Genomic DNA, 20,038 nt, shown 5'->3' on the forward strand with positions numbered 1-20,038 from the left:
TCGTCTGTTATGCCGTCTACGCGAGCAGGTTTCGATCTCAAGCTTGCCGGGCAAGGCATTCGCGCAAGGCGCTTTTCCAGTCAGGTTGCCCCACGCCCCAGTCACGCAGCAGGCGGCGGCAATCCAGGCGTGAGTTGAGCGGTCTGGTGGCCGGGGTCGGATACTCGCTCGACGGGATGGGCAGCAAGGTTGCGCAAGGCTTGCCCTGTTGTCTCAGGGCATCGCCAATCGCCTGGGCGAAGCCAAACCAGGAGGTTTCACCCTGGGCGGTCAAGTGATAGGTACCCCAGGCCGCCACATCCCCCGACTGCCAGCGCTCGATCAAGGCCAGCGTGCTGTTGGCGAGAGTGCCTGCCCAGGTGGGCGCCCCGATCTGGTCGGCGACAACGCGTAGTTCGGGTTTCTCTTGCAGCAGGCGCTGCATGGTCAGCAGAAAATTGCGGCCATGATTGGAGTAGACCCAACTGGTGCGCAGGATCAGGTGCTGGCCTTGTACATCGGTAATGGCCCGTTCGCCCGCCAGCTTGCTCTTGCCGTAGACACCGAGCGGATTGGGGGTGTCATCTTCGTTGTAAGGCGCGGTCTTGGTGCCGTCGAACACGTAGTCGGTGGAGTAGTGAATCAGCGGGATACCGAGTGCCAGCGCCTCTTCGGCCAAAATACACGGGGCCACCGCGTTGACGGCAAAGGCTGTTTCAGGCTCGCTTTCAGCCAGATCGACGGCGGTGTAGGCCGCGGTATTGATGATCAGGTCAGGACGGAGGTGTCGAACCTGTTGGCGAATCTGCGCGGGTTGCGTCAAGTCGAGCTGATCGCGACCGCAAACAATCAGTTTGCCGAGCAGACCCAGGCGATGCTGCAACTCACAGGAAACCTGGCCATGCTGGCCGGTGATGAGGATACGCATGATGGCCAGCCTTTTTCAGTCAGTCGCTAACGCGAATGGTCATAGCTTGTCGGCAGCAAGGGTAGGGTGCAATGAATTATTGGCCTACTTTTGGTTTTGGGGGTAATCGCGGCGACGCGGCCCGCCCAGACAGCGCTGTAACCCCGGCGTAAACCCACTCTTTACGCTTTCTTTATGCCCCGCCACACCCCTCGCTCTCGTTCCTTTACAGCCTCCCTGTCGACAATAACGCCACAAGCGGCAATACGCCGTAACACGGAGAACTTCCATGAGCGTTCTGGACGGGGTGTCACTGCTGTTGGCAGTGGGGCTGTTCATTTATCTGTTGGTTGCGCTGTTGCGCGCGGACCGGAACTAGGAGCGGCTATGCACAGTTATGACTATTGGCTGATCCTCGCGTTTTTCGCGGTGGTATTGGTCCCGGCGCCGTTTCTCGGGCGCTTCTACTACAAGGTCATGGAAGGCCAGCGCACCTGGCTGACGCCGGTCCTCGGGCCGGTGGAGCGTGGATGTTACCGGTTGGCCGGGGTCGATCCCCAGGCCGAACAGAGCTGGCAGAAGTACGCACTGGCGTTGCTGGCGTTCAACCTGGCGGGTTTCCTGCTGCTGTTCGCGATCCTGTTGTTCCAAGACCATCTGCCGCTCAACCCGCAGAATCTGCCAGGCCAGGAGTGGACGCTGGCGTTCAACACCGCCATCAGTTTCATGACCAACACCAACTGGCAGGCCTACAGCGGCGAAGCGTCCCTGAGCTATCTGAGCCAGATGGTCGGCCTCACCGTGCAGAACTTCGTCAGCGCTGCCACCGGCCTCGCTGTGCTGGTTGCTCTGTGTCGCGGCATCGGGCGCAAATCCACCCAGTCGCTGGGCAATTTCTGGGTCGACATGACCCGCGCCACCCTCTACGGCCTGCTGCCGCTGTGCCTGTTGCTGGCGCTGTACCTGGTGTGGCAGGGCGTGCCGCAGACCTTCGCGCAATACGTGAATGCGCTGACCATGCAGGGCGTCGATCAGGTGATTCCGCTGGGCCCGGCCGCCAGCCAGATCGCGATCAAGCAACTGGGCACCAACGGCGGTGGCTTCTTCGGCGTCAACTCGGCGCATCCGTTCGAGAACCCGACAGCCTGGTCCAACCTGTTCGAAATGGCGTCGATCATCCTGATTCCCGTCGCGCTGGTCTTCACCTTCGGCCACTACGTGAAGGACCTGCGCCAGAGCCGCGCCATCATCGCCTGCATGCTGGCGCTGTTCCTGATCGGCGGTGCCACTTCGTTGTGGGCCGAATATCAACCGAACCCGAGCCTGAACAACGTCGCCGTCGAACAGACCGCGCCGCTGGAAGGCAAGGAAGCGCGTTTCGGCACCACGGCCACGGTGTTGTGGTCGGTGACCACCACGGCCGCCTCGAACGGTTCGGTCAACGGCATGCACGACAGCCTCAACCCGCTCAGCGGCATGGTGGCGCTGGTCAACATGATGGTCGGCGAAGTGATCTTCGGCGGCGTCGGCGCCGGGCTCTACGGCATGTTGCTCAACGTGCTGATCGCGGTGTTCCTCGCCGGCCTGATGATTGGCCGCACGCCGGAATACCTCGGCAAGAAACTGCAGGCCAGGGAAGTGCAATTGCTGGTGGTGACCTTGCTGGTGATGCCGGTGGGCGTACTGGTGCTCGGTGCGATTGCCGCCAGCCTGCCAGGGCCGGTGGCCTCGGTCAGCAACCCCGGCCCCCACGGTTTCAGTCAGTTGCTCTACGCCTACACCTCGGCCAGTGCCAACAACGGCTCCGCGTTCGGTGGTTTCAGCGCCAACACGCCGTTCCACAACCTGATGCTGGGCCTGGGCATGTTGATCGGTCGTTTCGGCTACATCCTCCCGGTGCTGGCTTTGGCGGGCAGCCTGGCGATGAAGAAAACCGCGCCGATCGGCCAGAACAGCTTCCCGACCCATGGCCCGCTGTTTGTGACGCTGCTGACCGTGACCATTTTGCTGGTGGGTGGTTTGACCTTCTTGCCGACGCTGGCACTGGGTCCGATTGCTGAACACTTGAGCATGGGCTTCTAAGGAATCCATCATGAATATGCATGTTCCCGCTTCAAAACCTGCGTCGCCTGCCAAGTCGGCCGAAGCGCCGAAAACCGCGATTTCGGCCCTCTGGCGCCCGGCGCTGGTGCAAGCCTTCGTCAAGCTCGACCCTCGGCAGTTGCAGCGTGCGCCAGTGATGCTGGTGGTCGAACTGACTGCCATCCTGACCACCGTCCTCTGCTTCGTCCCGGACACCGCCGTACCCACCTTCGTCGCCGCGCAAATCGCGGTATGGCTGTGGTTTACCGTGCTGTTCGCCAACTTTGCCGAGGCCCTGGCCGAAGGTCGCGGCAAGGCCCGCGCCGACAGTCTCAAGGCCGGCAGCGAGGGCTTGAGCGCCCGCCGCAAAACCAGTAACGGCACCTTTCAGGTGATGCCGGCCGCCAGCCTGCGCAAGGGTGATGTGGTGCGCGTCGAAGCCGGGGAAATGATCCCCGGTGACGGCGAAGTGATCGAAGGCATCGCCGCGGTCAACGAAGCGGCGATCACCGGTGAATCGGCGCCGGTGATTCGTGAGTCCGGGGGCGACCGTTCGGCCGTCACCGGTAATACCCGGCTGGTGTCCGACTGGCTGCTGGTGAAGATCACCGCCAACCCCGGCGAGTCGACGCTGGACCGCATGATCGCCCTGGTCGAAGGCGCCAAACGGCAGAAAACCCCCAACGAAGTGGCGCTCGACATCCTGCTGATCGGCCTGACCCTGATCTTCCTGCTGGTGGTGGTCACGCTGCAACCGTTCGCCCACTTCGCTAACGGCAGCCTGCCGCTGGTGTTCCTGGTGGCGTTATTGGTCACGCTGATCCCGACCACCATTGGCGGTCTGCTGTCGGCCATCGGTATCGCCGGGATGGATCGCCTGGTACGCCTGAATGTGATCGCCAAGTCCGGCCGCGCCGTGGAAGCGGCGGGGGACGTGCACGTCCTGCTGCTGGACAAGACCGGCACCATCACCTTCGGTAACCGTCGTTGCGCCGCCGTGGTACCGGCGCCGGGCGTGACGGCCAGGGAGCTGGCCGAGGGCGCCTTGCTGGCCTCGCTGGCCGATGACACGGCGGAAGGTAAATCCGTCGTCGAGTACCTGCGGGGCACTCAACCGCAACCCGAGCCGGCCCCCGAGTTGCTGACCGCCGTACCGTTCAGCGCCGAAACCCGGTTATCCGGTGTCGACTACCAGGGCCGCGTGTACCGCAAGGGCGCGGTGGATTCGCTGCTGGCTTTCGTGGACATCAAGCGTGCCGATCTGGCCGCGCCGCTGTCCCGGGAAATCGACAAGATCGCCCAGAGTGGCGGCACGCCGTTGCTGGTGTGCGCCGACGGCAAACTGCTGGGCGCGATCCACCTCAAGGACGTGGTCAAGCCCGGCATCCGCGAGCGTTTCGCCGAGCTGCGCAAACTGGGGATCCGCACGGTCATGGTGACCGGCGACAACCCGCTGACCGCCGCGGCGATTGCCGCCGAAGCCGGTGTGGATGACGTGTTGGCCGAGGCCACGCCGGAGAAAAAACTGGCGCGCATTCGTCATGAGCAAAACGACGGTCGCCTGGTCGCCATGTGCGGCGACGGCGCCAACGACGCCCCGGCCCTGGCCCAGGCGGACGTCGGCATGGCGATGAACGATGGCACCCAGGCGGCGCGCGAGGCGGCCAACATGGTCGACCTCGACAGCGACCCGACCAAGCTGCTGGACGTGGTGCAGATCGGCAAGGAATTGCTGGTGACCCGCGGCGCGCTGACCACGTTTTCCATCGCCAACGACGTGGCCAAGTACTTCGCGATCCTGCCGGCGTTGTTTGCCTCGATCTACCCGCAACTCGGCGTGCTGAACATCATGCACCTGAGTAGCCCGCAGAGCGCGATTCTCTCGGCGATCGTGTTCAACGCCTTGATCATCGTCGTGCTGATTCCGCTGGCGCTGCGCGGTGTACGGGTGCAGGCCGCGAGCGCGGCAGCGTTGCTGCGCCGCAACCTGCTGATCTATGGGCTGGGCGGGATCCTGGTGCCGTTCGTGGGCATCAAGGCGATCGACATGCTGTTGACGGCGTTGCACCTGGTTTAAACGACCCCCACCCCTGTAGGAGCGAGCTCTGCTCGCGATGGTGGATAACGATAACGCGCCCTCCCTGACTGAACGCGGCGCTTTCAATTGCATCGCGAGCAGGGCTCGCTCCTACAGGTCAATTAGAGAATTCGAGGATTTTGAAATGCCCACAATGATACGTCCGGCCTTGAGCCTGCTGGTCCTGATGACGCTGATCACCGGCGTCGCCTATCCCCTGGTCGTCACCGGCGTGGCCCAGGTCGCGTTCCCGGACCAGGCCAATGGCAGTCTGGTGCGCGATGCCGACGGCAAGGTCCGTGGCTCGTCGCTGATCGCCCAGGATTTCGTCGGCGACGCCTGGTTCCACCCACGGCCATCGGCCGGTGCCTTTGCCACCGTGTCGAGCGGCGCCAGCAACCTGTCGCCGAGCAACCCGGCGCTGGCCACGCGCGTGATCGACGACGCCAACAAACTGCTGGTGCCAGGGCAAGGACCGGTGCCGCTGGCCATGGTCACCACCTCCGGCAGCGGCCTCGATCCACACTTGCCACCGGCCGCGATTGCCTATCAACTGGCGCGTGTCGCCGCAGCGCGCAACCTGCCGGTGGCGACCCTGCAAAACCTGCTGGAGGCGCACATCGAGCAACCGTTGGTGGGGCCGCCGGTGGTGAATGTGCTGGCGCTGAACATGGCGCTTGAGACGTTGTAGAACAGTGGCGCCGCCTTCGCGAGCAAGCCCGCTCCCACAGGGAAATGCATTTCAAATGTGGGAGCGGGCTTGCTCGCGAATGACGGCAGAACAGTCACTACGTGAATATCTGAAAAAAGAGATCCCCGAACATGAGCGACTCCGGCCGCGCCGACGCGCTGTTAGCAGACCTGCCCCGTGATGGCCGTGGCCGGCTCAAGGTTTTTCTCGGCGCCGCGCCCGGCGTCGGCAAGACCTACGCCATGCTCCAGGCAGCCCATACCCAGCTTCGCCAAGGCGTGAAACTCATCGCCGGCGTCGTGGAAACCCACGGCCGCGCCGAGACCGAGGCCTTGCTCGGCGGCTTGCCGCAGCTACCGCTGGTGCGCTCGGAATACCGTGGCGTGACCCTCGAGGAAATGGACCTCGACGGTGTCCTCGCCGCCAAACCGAAACTGGTGCTGGTGGACGAACTGGCCCACACCAACGCCCCAGGCAGCCGTCACGCCAAACGCTGGCAAGACATCCAGGAATTGCTCGCGGCCGGCATCGACGTGTACACCACCGTCAACGTCCAGCACCTGGAAAGTCTCAACGATCAGGTGCGCGGCATCACCGGCGTGCAGGTCCGCGAAACCCTGCCGGACTGGGTGCTGCAAGAAGCCTACGAATTGATGTTGATCGACTTGCCCCCCCGCGAGTTGCTGGAGCGTCTGCGTGATGGAAAGGTCTATGTGCCGGAGCAGGCGCGGGCGGCCATCGATGCCTATTTCTCCCAGACCAACCTCACCGCCTTGCGTGAGCTGGCGATGCAAACCGCGGCGGCGCAGGTCGATAACGATCTGGCCCAGGGTTATCGTCAGCTCGGCCAGGCCGCACCGGCGGTGCGCGGTCGCTTGCTGGTCGGTGTCGATGGCGATGCCCAGGCCGAGCGTCTGGTGCGTCACGCCAGCCGCGTCGCCCAGCGCCGGCATCTGCCCTGGAGCCTGGTGCATGTGGACAACGGCAGCGTGCGCGACGAGCAGTCGCGCCTGCGCTTGCAAAGCGCCCAGCAACTGGCCGAGCGCCTGGGCGGCGAAGTGGTGCTGCTGCGGGCCGGCGAGGTGGCGAAAACCTTGATCCAGCATGCCGCCGAACGCCGTGCCAGCCTGGTGCTGGTCGGGCAGTCCCGGCAGCGACTGCGCCGCCGACTGTTCGGTGGCGGCTTGGCGGCGCGGTTGTTGCGCCATGCGCGGGGGCTGGAAATCAACGTCATCGACAGCGATCACGAACAGGACCCGCCACGCCAACGCCCGCAGCAGACGCTGGTGTGGTTCGACTATGCGCTGGCGCTGGTCGCGACGCTGCTGGCCAGTGCCCTGGCCTGGGCCGTGGCGAGCGTCTTGCCCTTGCCGAACATCTCTTTGGTATTCCTCGCGGCGGTGCTGCTGGTGGCGGTGCGCAGCAGCCTCGGCCCGGCGCTGGCCTGTGCCGCGCTGTCGTTTCTAACCTACGATTTTCTGTTCATTCCGCCGAATTTTTCCTTCAGCATCCAGCGCGAGGAAGACGTGCTGACCTTGCTGTTCTTCCTGCTGATGGCAGCGCTCACCGGCAACCTCGCGGCGCGCCAGCGCCGGCAATTGCAGGCGCTGCGCGACACCCAGGAGGAAACCAGCGAACTGCTCGACCTGTCGCGCAAACTGACCGCCGCCACTGACCGCCAGGCCGTGATCAATGCCGCCGCCCATCACCTTGAGGGCTGGAGCGACCTTCAGCTGTGCCTGCTCAATCGCGATGGCCAGAGCGGCTGGACAGTCGAAACCGGCGGTCCGCTGGCATTCACCGAAGCCGAACGCGCGGCCGCCGATTGGGCCTGGCAACACGATCAACCGGCGGGCGCGGGCACCGGCACCCTGCCGTTCGGGCGTTGGTGGTGGTGGCCGTTGTCGGTAGAGGACGGTCCGCTGGCGATGCTGGGCGTGTGTGCGAAAGAAGGCCAGACCTTGAGCGGTCAGCGTCGGCGTCTGTTGACTGCGTTGAGCCAGCCACTGGCCCAGGCGTTGGCCCGGGCGCAATTGGTCGATGACCTGGAAGCGGCGCGGCTGCATGGCGAAACCGAGCAGTTGCGCAGTGCGTTGCTGGCTTCGGTGTCCCACGATTTGCGCACGCCGCTGACCTCCATGCGCGGCAGCATCGACAGCCTGCTGGCCCTCGGCGAAGCGATCCCGCTGGAGGATCGCCGCGAACTGCTCGAAGGCACCCGTGATGAAGCCGAGCGCCTGGACCGCTACATCCAGAACCTGCTGGACATGACCCGCCTCGGTCACGGCGCGCTGAAGCTGGCGCGGGACTGGGTATCGCCGGCGGACATCGTCGGTAGCGCGCTCAATCGCCTGCGCGCGGTGCTGGCGCCGTTGCAGGTCAGTACCGCAGTACCGGCGGAACTGCCGCTGCTGTTCGTCCACGCCGCGCTGATCGAGCAGGCGCTGGTCAATGTGCTGGAAAACGCCGCGCGCTTTTCGCCGCCCCACGGGCGCCTGCAACTGAGTGCGGGGGCTGATGACACGGAGCTGTTTTTCGCGGTGAGCGACGAAGGGCCGGGGATTCCGGAAGCGGAGCGGGCGAAGATTTTCGACATGTTCTACACCGCCGCGCGCGGTGATCGCGGCGGGCAGGGCACCGGGCTGGGGCTGGCGATCTGTCAGGGCATGGTCGGCGCCCATGGCGGGCGGATCAGCGTTGCCGACGGTATCGAGGGGCGCGGCACTTGCATCACCTTGCACCTGCCATTGCAGGCTCAGCCAGGGTACGACGGTGATGCCTGATCGTGCTTGCGGTACTCTTTTGCCCATTCTCTTTCCTGATGTGAATCCATGAGCCAGACCGCGACCATCCTGGTCATCGACGACGAACCGCAGATCCGTAAATTCCTGCGCATCAGCCTCGCTTCCCAGGGCTACAAAGTGCTGGAGGCCGGCACCGGCAGCGAAGGGCTGGCCCAGGCCGCGCTGAACAAACCGGACCTGCTGGTGCTCGACCTCGGGTTGCCGGACATGGACGGCCAACAGGTCCTGCGCGAGTTTCGCGAGTGGTCGACGGTGCCGGTGCTGGTGCTCTCGGTGCGTGCCGGCGAAGGGCAGAAGGTGGAAGCGCTGGACGGTGGCGCCAATGACTACGTGACCAAACCGTTCGGTATCCAGGAGTTCCTGGCGCGGATTCGCGCGTTGTTGCGCCAGGCGCCAGCGGGCGAGGCGCAGCAAGCGGCCCTGGTCTTCGGGCCGTTGACGGTGGACCTGGCGTATCGCCGGGTGCTGCTCGACGGCAGCGAAGTGGCGCTGACCCGCAAGGAATATGCGGTGCTGGCGCAACTGGCGCGGCATCCGGGACGGGTCATCACCCAGCAGCAATTGCTCAAGGACATCTGGGGCCCGACCCACACCGAAGACAGCCACTACCTGCGGATCGTGGTCGGGCATTTGCGCCAGAAACTGGCGGATGATCCGACGCGACCACGGTTTATCGTGACCGAGGCGGGGGTGGGGTATCGGTTGTTGAGTGAGGGTGGTCTTTAGTTGGGTGTTGTTTGATCAGATGCCTTCGCGAGCAAGCCCGCTCCCACCTTTGAACGCGTTCCAATGTGGGAGCGGGCTTGCTCGCGAAGAGGGCCTCACATTCGGCGGGGAATCTCAGGCATCCCGCTCGTTCTCATACCGATCCAGCGTATCGCGCGCAATCTCCCGTCCCAGGGCGATCAACTCCGGCGCCTTGTAGAACTCGAAAAACCGGCACACCCGCTTCGGCACGTTGATCAGGATGTCCGGTGGATACCCGGCAATCTTGTACTGCGCCAGCGAGGTCTGCATCACCTCGAAACTCTGGTTGATCAGGTCCAGCAAGGACGCCGGCCCGACGTTGTCGATGATGAACGAGCCGGTGGCGGATTTCGGCGCGCCGTCGCGTTCCGGGGCGGCTGCCGGTTGCTGGGCTTCGGGTTCGGCGGACTCCACCCAGGGGTTGATCTCCGCCGCCTCAGCCAGCAACGCTTCCTTTTCCAGTCGCAGCAGTTGTTCCGCCTGGGTGCGCCGGAACGGCATTTTTGAGCCGAGCGAATTGATCAAGTTGTTGAAGCGCGACTTGAACGCGGCGGGGCGCTGGATCACCGGCAGTTGATAGTGACGCTGGTTGGTGGAGTTGAGATTGACCGCGATGATCAGGTCGCAATGGCTCGACACCACCGGCACGATCGGCAGCGGGTTGAGAATGCCGCCGTCCACCAGCATGCGATTGCCCTGCATCACCGGGGTAAACAGGCTGGGAATCGCCGCCGAGGCACGCATGGCCTGGTGCAGGCAACCTTCCTGGAACCAGATTTCCTGCTGGTTGGTCAGGTCGGTGGCCACCGCCGTGTAGGGAATGCGCAGGTCTTCGATGTTGATCTCGCCGACGATCTTGCGGATCTGCCCGAACACCTTTTCCCCGCGAATCGCGCCCAGGCGAAAACTGACGTCCACCAGGCGCAACACGTCGAGGTAATCCAGGCTTTCGATCCAGTCGCGATATTCATCCAGTTTGCCGGCGGCGTAGATCCCGCCGACCACCGCTCCCATGGAGCACCCGGCGATGCAGGCGATGTCGTAGCCGCGCCGTTCGATTTCCTGGATGACGCCAATATGGGCATAACCCCGGGCTCCACCCGAGCCCAACACCAGTGCGACACGCTTTTTCATGAATCGCCCTCGTATGAATGGTTCAACAATGCACCCATCGAGGGTCGCGCTTCAATCGTCCAGGTCGCTCAGTGAAGTGAGTGCGTCGTTTTATCAACATGTTATGGCGGCACTTGATTATTCTCGCCAGCGCGATAGCTTGCGCAGGCGATGGACGGCACTTTTCCCGCGCCGGACCGTCCTACCTGCATGACTGTTTCCTATCGTTGAGGTGTAAGTGATGAAAGCCTGGATCTGTGTGCCATTGATTGCCCTGGCACTCGCCGGTTGTGCCGGTAAAACCGCGTATCGCGACAGTTGCGGCAGCGGCCTCGACGCGGCGTGGCATGAACTGGACCTGGCCAAGGCCGAGGGTTTCGCCGGCACCGTCAGCTACTCCAAGGCCCTGTCGCTGTTGACCGCGGCCAAGACCCAGCAGCAATTCGAAGGCTTCGAGGGCTGCACCAAAAAAGCCGAGAAGGCACGTTTTTATATTCGTGAGTCGCGCGCGGGCCGTTGAGGCATGATGTAAGGCAATTTGGGGCGTGCGATTCAGGGAGAAATCAATGTCTGCCTTGGTTGATCGGTTGGTGGCCCATGTCCTGGGCCTGGAAGTTCGTTTGCTGGCCTGTCAGGCACGCTTGAGTGCCCGCACCGATCCGGAGGCCTTGCACGACCTGCGTACCACGGTGCGCCGGTTGCGCAGCCTGCTCCGGCCGCTGCGCGGCTTGCCCGGCGTGGAACAGCTGGAAACGGCGGCCTCCGGCGTCGGCGAGCTGACCACGCCGCTGCGTGATCGTGAAGTGCTGGCGGCGTATCTGCTCCAGCACGGCCAACTCGACGCCGCGCAACGGCGCATGGCGCAGATGGCCCAAGCCTATCTGGCCGTGGCGACCAGTACCGAACTTGCGCAGTTGCTGCTGATCCTCGACGCCTTTCCGCGCTTTTTACGGGCGGCCCAGCGTCAAGGGTTGCTCAAGGGCCTGGGCAAGCACATCGAAAAGCGCCTGGCCAAACAGTGGAAGAAACTCGACCAAGCCCTGCACGATCCCGCCCATGACCGTCATCGTTTGCGCTTGCTGATCAAGCGTGTGCGCTATGGCATCGAAGCCTATCCCGAGCTGGACCGTTTGCCGAAAGCGGCGGTGCCCAGGCTGAAATCGGCCCAGGGCGCCTTGGGCGACTGGCACGATTGCTGGCAATGGCTGGCCAGGGCCGAAGTGGAAGCGGATCTGCAGCCCTGTGTCGGCGTCTGGAAAACCACCATGGCCGAGGCTGAACAACGCGCCGACCGAGTCCTCGACAAACTCGACAAGGCCTGCTTCAAATCCTGAGAACACCACAGATCAAAAATGTGGGAGCGGGCTTGCTCGCGAAGGCGGTGTGCCAGCCAACATCATTATCGACTGACACGCCCTCTTCGCGAGCAAGCCCGCTCCCACAGGGTTTTGTGTTTGGCATGAATACAGTGCGGCTCATCTGTCAGTGCATTTGGCCGGAATACGCCCTGTACAGCCTCCGACGGCTGGTTAACATCCCTTCAATCTTTTTCTGTCCCAGAGGTTTCCATGCGCTTTTCTGATCTGCTCGACGCCGTGCGCCGCCAGCCGCTGGAGCTGTCTATCCCGGCGGGATGGGCGCAAGGGCGCGCCAGCTTCGGTGGCCTGGTGGCTGCCTTGCAGTACGAGGCCATGCGCGCGAAAGTGCCGGCGGATCGTCCGGTGCGCTCGCTGGCGATCACCTTCGTTGGCCCGGTCGAACCGGAAGTGCCGGTCAGTTTCGAGGTCGATGTGCTGCGCGAAGGCAAGGCGGTCAGCCAGGTGCTCGGCCGGGCTGTGCAGAAGGGCCAGGTGGTGACCTTGATCCAGGGCAGTTTCGGCGCCTCGCGCCCTTCGGAAGTCGCGGTGAGGGCGGAACCGGTTCCCGAGATGAAACATTGGGACGACTGCCATGAACTGCCCTTCATCGAAGGCGTGATCCCGGAGTTCATGCGGCACCTGTCAATGCGCTGGAGTGTCGGCGGGTTGCCATTCTCCGGCAACACATCGCGGCAGATGGGCGGCTGGGTGCGCTTGCGGGGCGATGTGAAGGAAGAGGCGATCAGCGAGGCGCACATCCTGGCGCTGGTGGACGCCTGGCCACCGGCCGTGATGCCGTATCTGAAAAAACCGGCCATGGGCAGCACGCTGACCTGGACCATCGAATTCGTTCAGCCATTGCTCGAACTGAGCACCCTGGACTGGTGCAAATACCTCGTCGAAACCGAGCACGCCGCCGACGGCTATGGCCACGCAGCCGCCAAGCTGTGGGACGAGGAAGGCCGGCTGATCGCCATGAGCCGGCAAACGGTGACCGTCTTTGCCTGATCAATGACGACGGTGGCGCTCACGCCAGGCGCGCCACCAGCCACCACTGAGGAAAAATCGCGGAAAGGTCAGGAACTGCTCGACCAGCAGGCGCGATACCGCATCCTTGCGATCACTGAACGGCTCGGAGGCTTGCGCCTCCATGCTGTGACCGTGACGTTGCAAACCCAGCGCGGCAATCACGCCGATGACACCGATGGCAAAGTTCGCCAGATTCAGGCCGAACACCCCGGAAACAATCAGCAGAAACGCCACGATAAACAGCGGCACGGCAATCAGGTGCAGCACCAGATTGGTCGGGTGCTGATGATTGTTCGGGTAGGCACGCCATTGCCAGGCGGGGAGGTTGGGGTGACGTTTGCCCATGATGCTGATCCTCGAATCCATGTTGAACACATGCTTGAAGAATAGGCCTGGACAATGCGGGCGGCGAATCGAGGTTGGCTATCGCAGCGATAGGGGTCATGTTCGGCGTTGATGTTGATTGAGCCGACGTCTTCGCGAGCAAGCCCGCTCCCACAGTTGGAATGCATTCCAGCTGTGGGAGCGGGCTTGCTCGCGCAGAGGCCCTTACAGCTTGAGCTGCCCGATGGCCTTGCTCAATTCCCCTGCCAACACCGCCAACTCATGGCTGGTGGTCGCCGATCCGACGGTCTGCCGCACCGTGTTCTCGGTCACATCGCGAATGCTCACCACTGCCCGGTTCATTTCCTCCGCCACCTGGCTCTGCTGCTCGGCCGCCACCGCGATCTGGGTATTGCTTTCGCGCATCTGCGCCACCGCCCCGGTGATCTGCGCCAGCGCCGCGCCGGCCTCTTGCGCCTGTTGCACGCAGTCGTCGGCCTTGAACGAGCTCTCCTGCATGAAGTCCACCGCGTCCCGGGTTCCGGCCTGCAACGCCGAGACCATCACAGTGATTTCGTCGGTGGAGGCCTGCACACGCTTGGCCAGGTTGCGCACCTCATCGGCGACCACCGCAAACCCGCGCCCCATTTCACCGGCCCGCGCCGCTTCAATCGCCGCGTTCAGCGCCAGCAGATTGGTCTGTTCGGCGATGCTGTGGATCACATTGACCACGCCATTGATCTTCTGGCTGTCCTCGGCCAGGCGCTGAATCATCTCGGCGGTCTGCTGCACCCCGGTGGACAACCCGGCAATCGACCGCTGTACACGCAACACTACGTCCTGCCCGCTGCCCGCCAGGCTATCGGCCGATTGCGAAAGGTCGCGGGTGGCGCCGGCGTGCTGGGCGATGTGGTAGACGGTGGCGGTCATTTCATTGATCGCCGTGGCGGCCTGATCGGTTTCGCTTTGCTGGCCCAGCATGCCGTGGCGCACTTCATTCATGCTCGACGCCAGCCGCGCGGCGCCGTCATCCAGTTGGCGGGCGGTGCTGGCGACGGTGTTGACCACCCGTTGATAGCCCGCCTGCATGGCGTTGAAGGCGTTGGCCATCTGCCCGACTTCATCGTTGCCCGCCAGGGGCACGCGGGCCGAGAGGTCACCGGTTTTCTCGACGTGCAGCATGACGTCTTTCAAGGTGTTGAGCTGGCTGAGCAGGAAGCGGATCAACAACTGCGAGGCGCCGAGCATCGCCAGCATCAGGATGAGTACCGCGACCGCGTAGTTGACGAAGCGCTCGCCGAACACCTGGCTCAGGCTCGGGCCATGGGCAATCACGGCGATCCGTTGACCGTCCGCGCGGCTGAAGACCTCGGCGCCGATGAGCAGGTTGTCGCCAAAAAACGGCAGGTCGTTGAGTTCGACCCAGCCGTTGGCGCCGCCCGGTCCTGTCAGGGGTTGCCCATTGAGCAGGGGCGGCTGTCCAGGATTGAACGTCAGCAGGTTCTCGGCCTTGGGCAAAGGCTGTCCCGCGGGCCAGGCCTGAAGCAAACGCGCCTGGGCCTGGGCCGATGCCTGTGCGGCGTGGTGGCGGGCCTGTTGTTCGAGCTGCACGGCATACAGCACCAGCAGCAGCGTGGTGACGAAGGCGACGGCATTCACCGCCCAGAATTTGTACTTCAGCGAGATATTGCTAAGCCAGGCACCCATGGAGGTCTTCTCTGATAGCGGAAACAGTTTTGGCAAGGTGCCATTATTGTGCCGCTATTCAGGTGTTCGGGCGTTGATATGGGTCAATGAGCGAACACATTCCAAATGTGGGAGCGGGCTTGCTCGCGAATGCGGTTTAACATTCACCGTCGAAGTTGGCTGACACGACGCCTTCGCGAGCAAGCCCGCTCCCACATGGGATCTGTGTTTACTCGGGAAGAGTGGGCAACCCGTAAAACGCCCGCGCACAGGCCGTGGTGTGCGCCGCCAGGTCGTCCTCGGACTCCCCGCGATGCAAGGCCACCTCGCGCAACACTTCAGTCAGGTACGCCGGTTCGTTACGCCCATTCTTCGGCTTGGGCCGCAGGCTGCGCGGCAGCAGGTACGGCGCATCGCTTTCGAGCATCAGGCGCCCGCGCTTGATCTCTTTCACCAGCGGATGCAGATGGGTGCCCCGGCGCTCGTCGCAGATCCAGCCCGTAATGCCGATGTGCAAGTCCATGTCCAGGTAGCTGAACAACGCCTTTTTTTCCCCGGTGAAGCAATGCACCACGGCGGCCGGCAGTTGATCGCGGTAGTCGCGCAGGATCTCCAGCAGACGCTGACTGGCATCGCGCTCATGCAGGAACACCGGCATCTGCAACTCGACCGCCAGCGCCAGATGTTCTTCGAGGACTTTTTCCTGTTGCGGGCGCGGCGAGAAGTCGCGGTTGAAATCCAGGCCGCATTCACCCACGGCAACGACGCTTGATTCCTTCAGCAGACCGCGCAGCTGTCGGGCGCTGTCGGCGTTCCAGTCGCTGGCCGCGTGGGGGTGGATGCCGGCGGTGGCGAACAGCCGTTGCCCGCTTTCATCCAGTTGTCGACACAGTTCCAGCGCCTGCTCGCTGCTCTCGACATGGGTGCCGGTGAGCACCAGCTGGCAGACCCCGGCGGCATAGGCGCGGTCGAGTACCGCCTGGTGTTTGTCGGCAAAACTGGGGTTGGTCAGGTTGACGCCGATATCGATGAGTTGCATGGTGCTACCTCGGACCCAAGGCCGGAAAGCATATCAGAGCTGTAGATTTAGAAGAAAAACCAAGAACTACAACGAGTTATAGCTGTCTTCTGAGCCGCGCCCCTGGGCTGCGTGCGGGGCAGGATGGTCAAGGTGCCATCACTGTGCCAGTCTTTCGCACTTTTTCAGCGCTCCAGGCGCTGTGTTTCAGTCATTTGGATGGCATGAAAAAACTCATGTGGTCGCCCGAATTCTTTCCGGAGAGTGGATGATTCGTCCCTCGGTTTTGCTACTGCTGTGTTGTTCGTTGCTGCTGCCGATGTCGGCGGTTGCACGCCTGCCCGGGCCCCTGCAAGCCGTACCGGCGGCCAAGGTGCGCGACCTGACGGAGATCCGCAGCAGTCGAGTGCTGCGCGTGCTGGTCAATCAGAGCCGCAACAGCTCCGGCGAAGTCCAGGGCCAGGCCATCGGTGTCGAATACCACCGTTTGCGCGCCTTCGAGCAATACCTCAACGGCCACGCCCGTGACGGTCAGGAAATCACCCTCAAGATCATCCCCAAGGCCAAGGATCAGCTGCTCGGCGCGTTGCAGCGCGGGGAGGGCGACCTGGTGGCCCCCGGCGAATTGCTCGACCTGCGAGCGGGCTACGCGGTCAGCACCAGCGAGCCGATTGCCAGCAACATCCCGCTGGTGCTGGTGGGGATCAAGGGCGAACGCCGCTACACCCGCCTCGAACAACTCTCGGGCAAGACCCTGGCCCTGCCCACGGGGAGCGCCGCCGGGGATGCCGTCAGCCAGATCAATCAGAAACTCGCCCTGCACAAACTGCCGCCGATCAATATCGAGTGGGTCGACCCGAGCCTGGCGGTCGAGGACGTGCTGGAGATGGTCCAGGGCGGGATTTTTCACCTGACCATCGTCGAACAGCCGATTGCCGAACGCTGGGGCAAGATCCTGCCGAAACTGCGTTTCGACAAGCAGGTGCTGATCAGTGAGCCGGGCGAGGAATATTGGTTTGTCCGCCGTGATGCGTCGATGCTGCGCGCCAGCATCGATCGCTTCCTCACCGGCTACAAAAAACCATCGGACCAGGACGCGGCTTTCCTGCGGATCTATCGGCGCCTTTATCAAGTGCACTATCCCTTGGCCAAGGCCGACCGCCAGCGTCTGGAAAAGCTGCGGCCGGTGCTGCAGAAACACGCGGATGCCCAGGGCATGGACTGGCTGAACCTGGCGGCGCTGGCATTCAAGGAGTCGGCCCTGCAACCCAAGGCGCGCAGCGGTGGCGCTCCGACCGGCCTGATGCAGATCACGCCGGCGGCGGCGCAACGCGTGGGGGTCAACAATATTCAGGAACTCGATGCCAATGTGCAGGCCGGGGCCAAATACCTGGCGATGATCCGTCGCAAGTTTTTCGCCAGCCCCAAGCTCAATGAGCGCGAGCGCATGGCGTTTGTGCTGGCGGCCTACAACATCGGGCCGGAACGGGTTCAGGGGATGCGCGCCGAGGCGCGGCGGCGGGGCTTGAACCCCAACCAGTGGTTTTTCCAGGTCGAGCGTATCGCCATGGAGCAGGTGGGAATGGGACCTGTCAGCTATGTTAATAGCGTGAACAAGTACTACCTGGCGTTCGATCGGGAGCGGGAGTCGTTGGAGCCCCAAGGGCAGAAGGTCGCCCTTCGCAAATGATCGAATAATCTGAAGTGTTATAGCGATTATTTCGGCTTTTAATATTATGTTTACTGATTAGTATGGCGACCAACCAACACACACTCACAATGGATGACACAGCATGAGCACACTGATCAACAAGGTTCTGTTTACCCGCGCTGGCTACGGCCTGACTGTTCTGCGAATTTTCGTCGGCATCATCTTCGCTGCCCACGGCTCGCAGAAACTCTTCGGGGCATTCGGTGGCTACGGCCTGGCCGGCACCGCGCAGTACATGGAAAGCATCGGCCTGGCACCGGGCTACCTGATGGCGACGCTGGCGGGCGGTACCGAGTTCTTCGCCGGCCTGGCATTGATCATTGGCCTGCTGGTTCGCCCGGCGGCCCTGGGCCTGACCTTCCTTTCCCTGGTGGCAATCTTTTCGGTGCACATCAGTAACGGTCTGTTCATGGCCAACAACGGTTATGAATTCGCCCTGGCCTTGCTCGGTGGCAGCATCGCGGTACTGATCGAAGGCGCTGGCAAACTGTCCGCCGACCGTGCCATCGCGGGTTGATCGACAGGTTTGGCGAACGTTTCCCTGCACGCGGCCTCAAAGCTTCAAACCCCTTGAAGAATGCGAGGCACGCCATGACAGCGAAAACCAAAGGCAAGGACGTTAAACGTCACCGGGCATCACCCTTCGTACTGCCTGCCTTGATTTTCGGGCTCCTGCTCACCCCGCTGGCGATGGCCGCCGGTGACGGCACCGCCGCCGTCGGCGGAGGGCTCGGCGGAGCACTGGGCAACGTGGTCGGCGGGCAAATGGGCGGCAGTACCGGCGCTGCGATTGGCGCCGGTGTCGGTGGCGCGGCGGGTAGCGCGGTCGGCGCGCCCAAGGGCAGCCGAACCGAAGCGGCGTTGGGCGGTGGCTTGGGCTCGGCGGGCGGTTCGGTGATCGGCAATAGCCTCGGCGGGTCCACCGGTTCGACCATTGGCGCGGGTCTTGGCGGCGCGGCGGGTGGTGCGGTCGGCAACAACCTGGGCACTGACAATGGCAACTCCCATTCCGGTGGCGGCCACAAACACAAGCACAAACACCGCAACAAACATCGCTGAGTCGGCACCGCCGACAGCACAAACCCGGCCACGCGCCGGGTTTTTCGTTTTCGTCTGTCGGACGCCGGAACGTTTGATCGCAGGGCGTCTCGAACTTCATACACCCCTGAAAAAGTGCGAGGCATGCCATGACGCCGGAAACCGAAGGCAAAGAACAAAAAGGCCCCAGCGGCCTGCCGTTTATCAACGATCCGGGCAATGAAGATCCGGGGTCGTTGATGGATGACGCGACGGTGCCGCTCAACGATTCGGACGATGCCGGTGACGTCGGCAATCTCGAGTTTGAAGATGAGGATGAAGACGCAGAGGACGACTGACCGATTGTCCGCCGGATCGAACGCGTGGATCGCGCCTGCCTCGAAATGACAGGGCCTGCCCTTCAGGCTCGCTGAGAGGTGATGTATGAACGCTGATCCGAAAGATACCGACACCGATGAAACCCCGGAGTATCCGCTGCCTTCACCGACCGATCCCTTGAGCCGCGATCAGCGGCCATCGGAGGATGATGCCGGGGTTGAACAGGTTCCCAATGAAGATGCCAAGCGCACGGATGTTGAGGCAACTCCCCAGGATCCGAGTTGATTGTGGTTATTGGAGAGGAGCCCTGGATTTTGCCCGTTGCTCTCTGCCAGCCGCGCTCGCTATGCTGCTGAAACCTTTAATCCATCATCGGGCCGGCCGTACTCGAACCGCCCGGGATGCCATTGAAAAACGGATCAGAAGCGATGAATGCAGCGCTGAAAGCGTACGGCCCGATCAAGGCCGTGATTTTCGATATGGACGGTTTGCTGCTGGACACCGAGGGCATCTACACCGAAGTCACGTCCATCATTGCCGGGCGCTATGGGCGCACCTTCGACTGGAGCATCAAGCAGAACATCATCGGTCGTGGCGCCGGTGACCTGGCGCGGTACGTGGTCGAGGCACTGGACTTGCCGATCAGCGCCGAAGAGTTCCTGGTAATCCGCGAACCGTTGATGCGCGAGCGTTTTCCTACAGCACAAGCGATGCCTGGCGCACAGCAATTGGTGCGGCATCTGAAGGCCAATAACATTCCCATCGCGGTAGGCACCAGTTCATCCAGCGCGTCGTTCGGCCAGAAAACCACCCTGCATCGGGACTGGTTCGCGCTGTTCGACACCATCGTCACGGCGGATGACCCGGAAGTCGGCGCGGCCAAGCCGGCACCGGATATCTTCCTGACCGCGGCACGACGCCTGGGTGTCGCGCCGCAGGATTGCCTGGTGTTCGAGGATTCGCCCTTTGGTGTCACGGCGGCGAAAGCGGCGGGGATGACGGCGATTGCGATTCCGGATGCGGCGATGGCGGATGAGAAGTACGCACATGCCGATGGGATTCTTCGGACGCTCAAGGCGTTTAAGCCGAGTGCGTTTGGATTGCCAGCGCTAGCGTGGGCCTGACACAAAACCAACTGTAGGAGCGAGCCTGCTCG

At 63.1% G+C, this 20,038-nt stretch carries 20 protein-coding genes; 15 read left to right on the forward strand and 5 right to left on the reverse strand.

The genetic code is table 11. The features are described 5' to 3' along the window. Positions 1-37: 37 nt before the first annotated feature. Entirely contained in the window at positions 38-907 is an 870-nt protein-coding gene (gene rfbD, locus F8N66_RS10555) for a dTDP-4-dehydrorhamnose reductase (RefSeq protein WP_150770092.1), read from the reverse strand. 268 nt (positions 908-1,175) lie between these two features. On the opposite strand from rfbD, the gene kdpF reads away from it, so the two are divergent. The 6 genes from kdpF (at position 1,176) to F8N66_RS10585 (ending at position 9,266) form a co-directional block, all read left to right on the forward strand. After that, on the forward strand, positions 1,176-1,265 hold the full coding sequence (gene kdpF, locus F8N66_RS10560) for a K(+)-transporting ATPase subunit F (protein ID WP_007899818.1): 90 nt from the start codon (positions 1,176-1,178) through the stop codon (positions 1,263-1,265). Between the two features lie 8 nt (positions 1,266-1,273). Then, positions 1,274-2,968, forward strand: a complete 1,695-nt coding sequence (gene kdpA / locus F8N66_RS10565) for a potassium-transporting ATPase subunit KdpA (RefSeq protein WP_150770093.1) — start codon at positions 1,274-1,276, stop codon at positions 2,966-2,968. A 10-nt stretch (positions 2,969-2,978) separates the two neighbouring features. Beyond that, the gene (gene kdpB, locus F8N66_RS10570; protein WP_150770094.1) at positions 2,979-5,045 is read left to right on the forward strand and encodes a potassium-transporting ATPase subunit KdpB; all 2,067 of its coding nucleotides are present in this window, start codon (positions 2,979-2,981) and stop codon (positions 5,043-5,045) included. A gap of 145 nt (positions 5,046-5,190) precedes the next feature. Then, entirely contained in the window at positions 5,191-5,736 is a 546-nt protein-coding gene (kdpC, locus tag F8N66_RS10575; RefSeq protein WP_150770095.1) for a potassium-transporting ATPase subunit KdpC, read from the forward strand. Positions 5,737-5,867: 131 nt separating this feature from the next. Continuing rightward, positions 5,868-8,519: a sensor histidine kinase gene (locus F8N66_RS10580; RefSeq protein WP_150770096.1), complete on the forward strand. Its 2,652-nt coding sequence runs from the start codon at positions 5,868-5,870 to the stop codon at positions 8,517-8,519. Between the two features lie 48 nt (positions 8,520-8,567). Further along, positions 8,568-9,266 carry a response regulator gene (locus F8N66_RS10585; RefSeq protein WP_150770097.1) on the forward strand — a complete coding sequence of 233 codons (699 nt, stop codon included), beginning with the start codon at positions 8,568-8,570 and terminating at the stop codon, positions 9,264-9,266. 114 nt (positions 9,267-9,380) lie between these two features. Here the strand turns inward: F8N66_RS10585 and F8N66_RS10590 are convergent, their stop codons facing one another. Then, on the reverse strand, positions 9,381-10,421 hold the full coding sequence (locus F8N66_RS10590; protein WP_150770098.1) for a patatin-like phospholipase family protein: 1,041 nt from the start codon (positions 10,419-10,421) through the stop codon (positions 9,381-9,383). A gap of 220 nt (positions 10,422-10,641) precedes the next feature. On the opposite strand from F8N66_RS10590, the gene F8N66_RS10595 reads away from it, so the two are divergent. The 3 genes from F8N66_RS10595 to F8N66_RS10605 all read left to right on the forward strand — a co-directional run bounded on the left by F8N66_RS10595 (position 10,642) and on the right by F8N66_RS10605 (position 12,766). Further along, a complete protein-coding gene (locus F8N66_RS10595) occupies positions 10,642-10,920 on the forward strand; it encodes a hypothetical protein (RefSeq protein ID WP_010461623.1) in 279 nt (92 codons plus the stop codon). A gap of 46 nt (positions 10,921-10,966) precedes the next feature. Continuing rightward, positions 10,967-11,734, forward strand: a complete 768-nt coding sequence (locus tag F8N66_RS10600) for a CHAD domain-containing protein (protein ID WP_150770099.1) — start codon at positions 10,967-10,969, stop codon at positions 11,732-11,734. A gap of 234 nt (positions 11,735-11,968) precedes the next feature. Next, positions 11,969-12,766: an acyl-CoA thioesterase gene (locus tag F8N66_RS10605; RefSeq protein WP_150770100.1), complete on the forward strand. Its 798-nt coding sequence runs from the start codon at positions 11,969-11,971 to the stop codon at positions 12,764-12,766. Here the strand turns inward: F8N66_RS10605 and F8N66_RS10610 are convergent, their stop codons facing one another. From F8N66_RS10610 to F8N66_RS10625, 3 genes are all read right to left on the reverse strand, one after another. Beyond that, positions 12,767-13,132: an Mpo1-like protein gene (locus F8N66_RS10610; RefSeq protein ID WP_150770101.1), complete on the reverse strand. Its 366-nt coding sequence runs from the start codon at positions 13,130-13,132 to the stop codon at positions 12,767-12,769. A 204-nt stretch (positions 13,133-13,336) separates the two neighbouring features. Beyond that, positions 13,337-14,818 (reverse strand): methyl-accepting chemotaxis protein, encoded by a 1,482-nt coding sequence (locus F8N66_RS10615; RefSeq protein ID WP_150770102.1) that lies wholly within the window; start codon positions 14,816-14,818, stop codon positions 13,337-13,339. A gap of 208 nt (positions 14,819-15,026) precedes the next feature. Further along, positions 15,027-15,836 carry a TatD family hydrolase gene (locus F8N66_RS10625; RefSeq protein WP_150770104.1) on the reverse strand — a complete coding sequence of 270 codons (810 nt, stop codon included), beginning with the start codon at positions 15,834-15,836 and terminating at the stop codon, positions 15,027-15,029. A gap of 247 nt (positions 15,837-16,083) precedes the next feature. Here F8N66_RS10625 and F8N66_RS10630 point away from each other — a divergent pair, with 247 nt between their 5' ends. The 6 genes from F8N66_RS10630 (at position 16,084) to F8N66_RS10655 (ending at position 20,006) form a co-directional block, all read left to right on the forward strand. Then, the gene (locus tag F8N66_RS10630; protein ID WP_150770105.1) at positions 16,084-17,505 is read left to right on the forward strand and encodes a transglycosylase SLT domain-containing protein; all 1,422 of its coding nucleotides are present in this window, start codon (positions 16,084-16,086) and stop codon (positions 17,503-17,505) included. A gap of 103 nt (positions 17,506-17,608) precedes the next feature. Continuing rightward, positions 17,609-18,043, forward strand: a complete 435-nt coding sequence (locus tag F8N66_RS10635; RefSeq protein WP_150770106.1) for a DoxX family protein — start codon at positions 17,609-17,611, stop codon at positions 18,041-18,043. Positions 18,044-18,117: 74 nt separating this feature from the next. Then, a complete protein-coding gene (locus tag F8N66_RS10640) occupies positions 18,118-18,585 on the forward strand; it encodes a glycine zipper domain-containing protein (RefSeq protein ID WP_412070727.1) in 468 nt (155 codons plus the stop codon). Between the two features lie 128 nt (positions 18,586-18,713). Continuing rightward, positions 18,714-18,902, forward strand: coding sequence for a hypothetical protein (locus tag F8N66_RS10645; protein ID WP_150770107.1), 189 nt, complete (start codon positions 18,714-18,716; stop codon positions 18,900-18,902). An 85-nt stretch (positions 18,903-18,987) separates the two neighbouring features. Continuing rightward, positions 18,988-19,167 carry a hypothetical protein gene (locus F8N66_RS10650; protein ID WP_150770108.1) on the forward strand — a complete coding sequence of 60 codons (180 nt, stop codon included), beginning with the start codon at positions 18,988-18,990 and terminating at the stop codon, positions 19,165-19,167. Between the two features lie 143 nt (positions 19,168-19,310). After that, positions 19,311-20,006 (forward strand): HAD-IA family hydrolase, encoded by a 696-nt coding sequence (locus F8N66_RS10655; RefSeq protein WP_150770109.1) that lies wholly within the window; start codon positions 19,311-19,313, stop codon positions 20,004-20,006. The last annotated feature ends 32 nt before the right edge of the window (positions 20,007-20,038 follow it).

The organism is Pseudomonas fluorescens, assembly GCF_902498195.1.
Classification (GTDB): Bacteria; Pseudomonadota; Gammaproteobacteria; order Pseudomonadales; family Pseudomonadaceae; genus Aquipseudomonas; species Aquipseudomonas fluorescens_BU.

Bases quoted from the DNA above. Each gene is read 5' to 3' on its own strand.
- rfbD (WP_150770092.1), bottom strand. From the start codon at position 907: ATGCGTATCCTCATCACCGGCCAGCATGGCCAGGTTTCCTGTGAGTTG.
- kdpF (WP_007899818.1), top strand. From the start codon at position 1,176: ATGAGCGTTCTGGACGGGGTGTCACTGCTGTTGGCAGTGGGGCTGTTC.
- kdpA (WP_150770093.1), top strand. From the start codon at position 1,274: ATGCACAGTTATGACTATTGGCTGATCCTCGCGTTTTTCGCGGTGGTA.
- kdpB (WP_150770094.1), top strand. From the start codon at position 2,979: ATGAATATGCATGTTCCCGCTTCAAAACCTGCGTCGCCTGCCAAGTCG.
- kdpC (WP_150770095.1), top strand. From the start codon at position 5,191: ATGCCCACAATGATACGTCCGGCCTTGAGCCTGCTGGTCCTGATGACG.
- F8N66_RS10580 (WP_150770096.1), top strand. From the start codon at position 5,868: ATGAGCGACTCCGGCCGCGCCGACGCGCTGTTAGCAGACCTGCCCCGT.
- F8N66_RS10585 (WP_150770097.1), top strand. From the start codon at position 8,568: ATGAGCCAGACCGCGACCATCCTGGTCATCGACGACGAACCGCAGATC.
- F8N66_RS10590 (WP_150770098.1), bottom strand. From the start codon at position 10,421: ATGAAAAAGCGTGTCGCACTGGTGTTGGGCTCGGGTGGAGCCCGGGGT.
- F8N66_RS10595 (WP_010461623.1), top strand. From the start codon at position 10,642: ATGAAAGCCTGGATCTGTGTGCCATTGATTGCCCTGGCACTCGCCGGT.
- F8N66_RS10600 (WP_150770099.1), top strand. From the start codon at position 10,967: ATGTCTGCCTTGGTTGATCGGTTGGTGGCCCATGTCCTGGGCCTGGAA.
- F8N66_RS10605 (WP_150770100.1), top strand. From the start codon at position 11,969: ATGCGCTTTTCTGATCTGCTCGACGCCGTGCGCCGCCAGCCGCTGGAG.
- F8N66_RS10610 (WP_150770101.1), bottom strand. From the start codon at position 13,132: ATGGGCAAACGTCACCCCAACCTCCCCGCCTGGCAATGGCGTGCCTAC.
- F8N66_RS10615 (WP_150770102.1), bottom strand. From the start codon at position 14,818: ATGGGTGCCTGGCTTAGCAATATCTCGCTGAAGTACAAATTCTGGGCG.
- F8N66_RS10625 (WP_150770104.1), bottom strand. From the start codon at position 15,836: ATGCAACTCATCGATATCGGCGTCAACCTGACCAACCCCAGTTTTGCC.
- F8N66_RS10630 (WP_150770105.1), top strand. From the start codon at position 16,084: ATGATTCGTCCCTCGGTTTTGCTACTGCTGTGTTGTTCGTTGCTGCTG.
- F8N66_RS10635 (WP_150770106.1), top strand. From the start codon at position 17,609: ATGAGCACACTGATCAACAAGGTTCTGTTTACCCGCGCTGGCTACGGC.
- F8N66_RS10640 (WP_412070727.1), top strand. From the start codon at position 18,118: ATGACAGCGAAAACCAAAGGCAAGGACGTTAAACGTCACCGGGCATCA.
- F8N66_RS10645 (WP_150770107.1), top strand. From the start codon at position 18,714: ATGACGCCGGAAACCGAAGGCAAAGAACAAAAAGGCCCCAGCGGCCTG.
- F8N66_RS10650 (WP_150770108.1), top strand. From the start codon at position 18,988: ATGAACGCTGATCCGAAAGATACCGACACCGATGAAACCCCGGAGTAT.
- F8N66_RS10655 (WP_150770109.1), top strand. From the start codon at position 19,311: ATGAATGCAGCGCTGAAAGCGTACGGCCCGATCAAGGCCGTGATTTTC.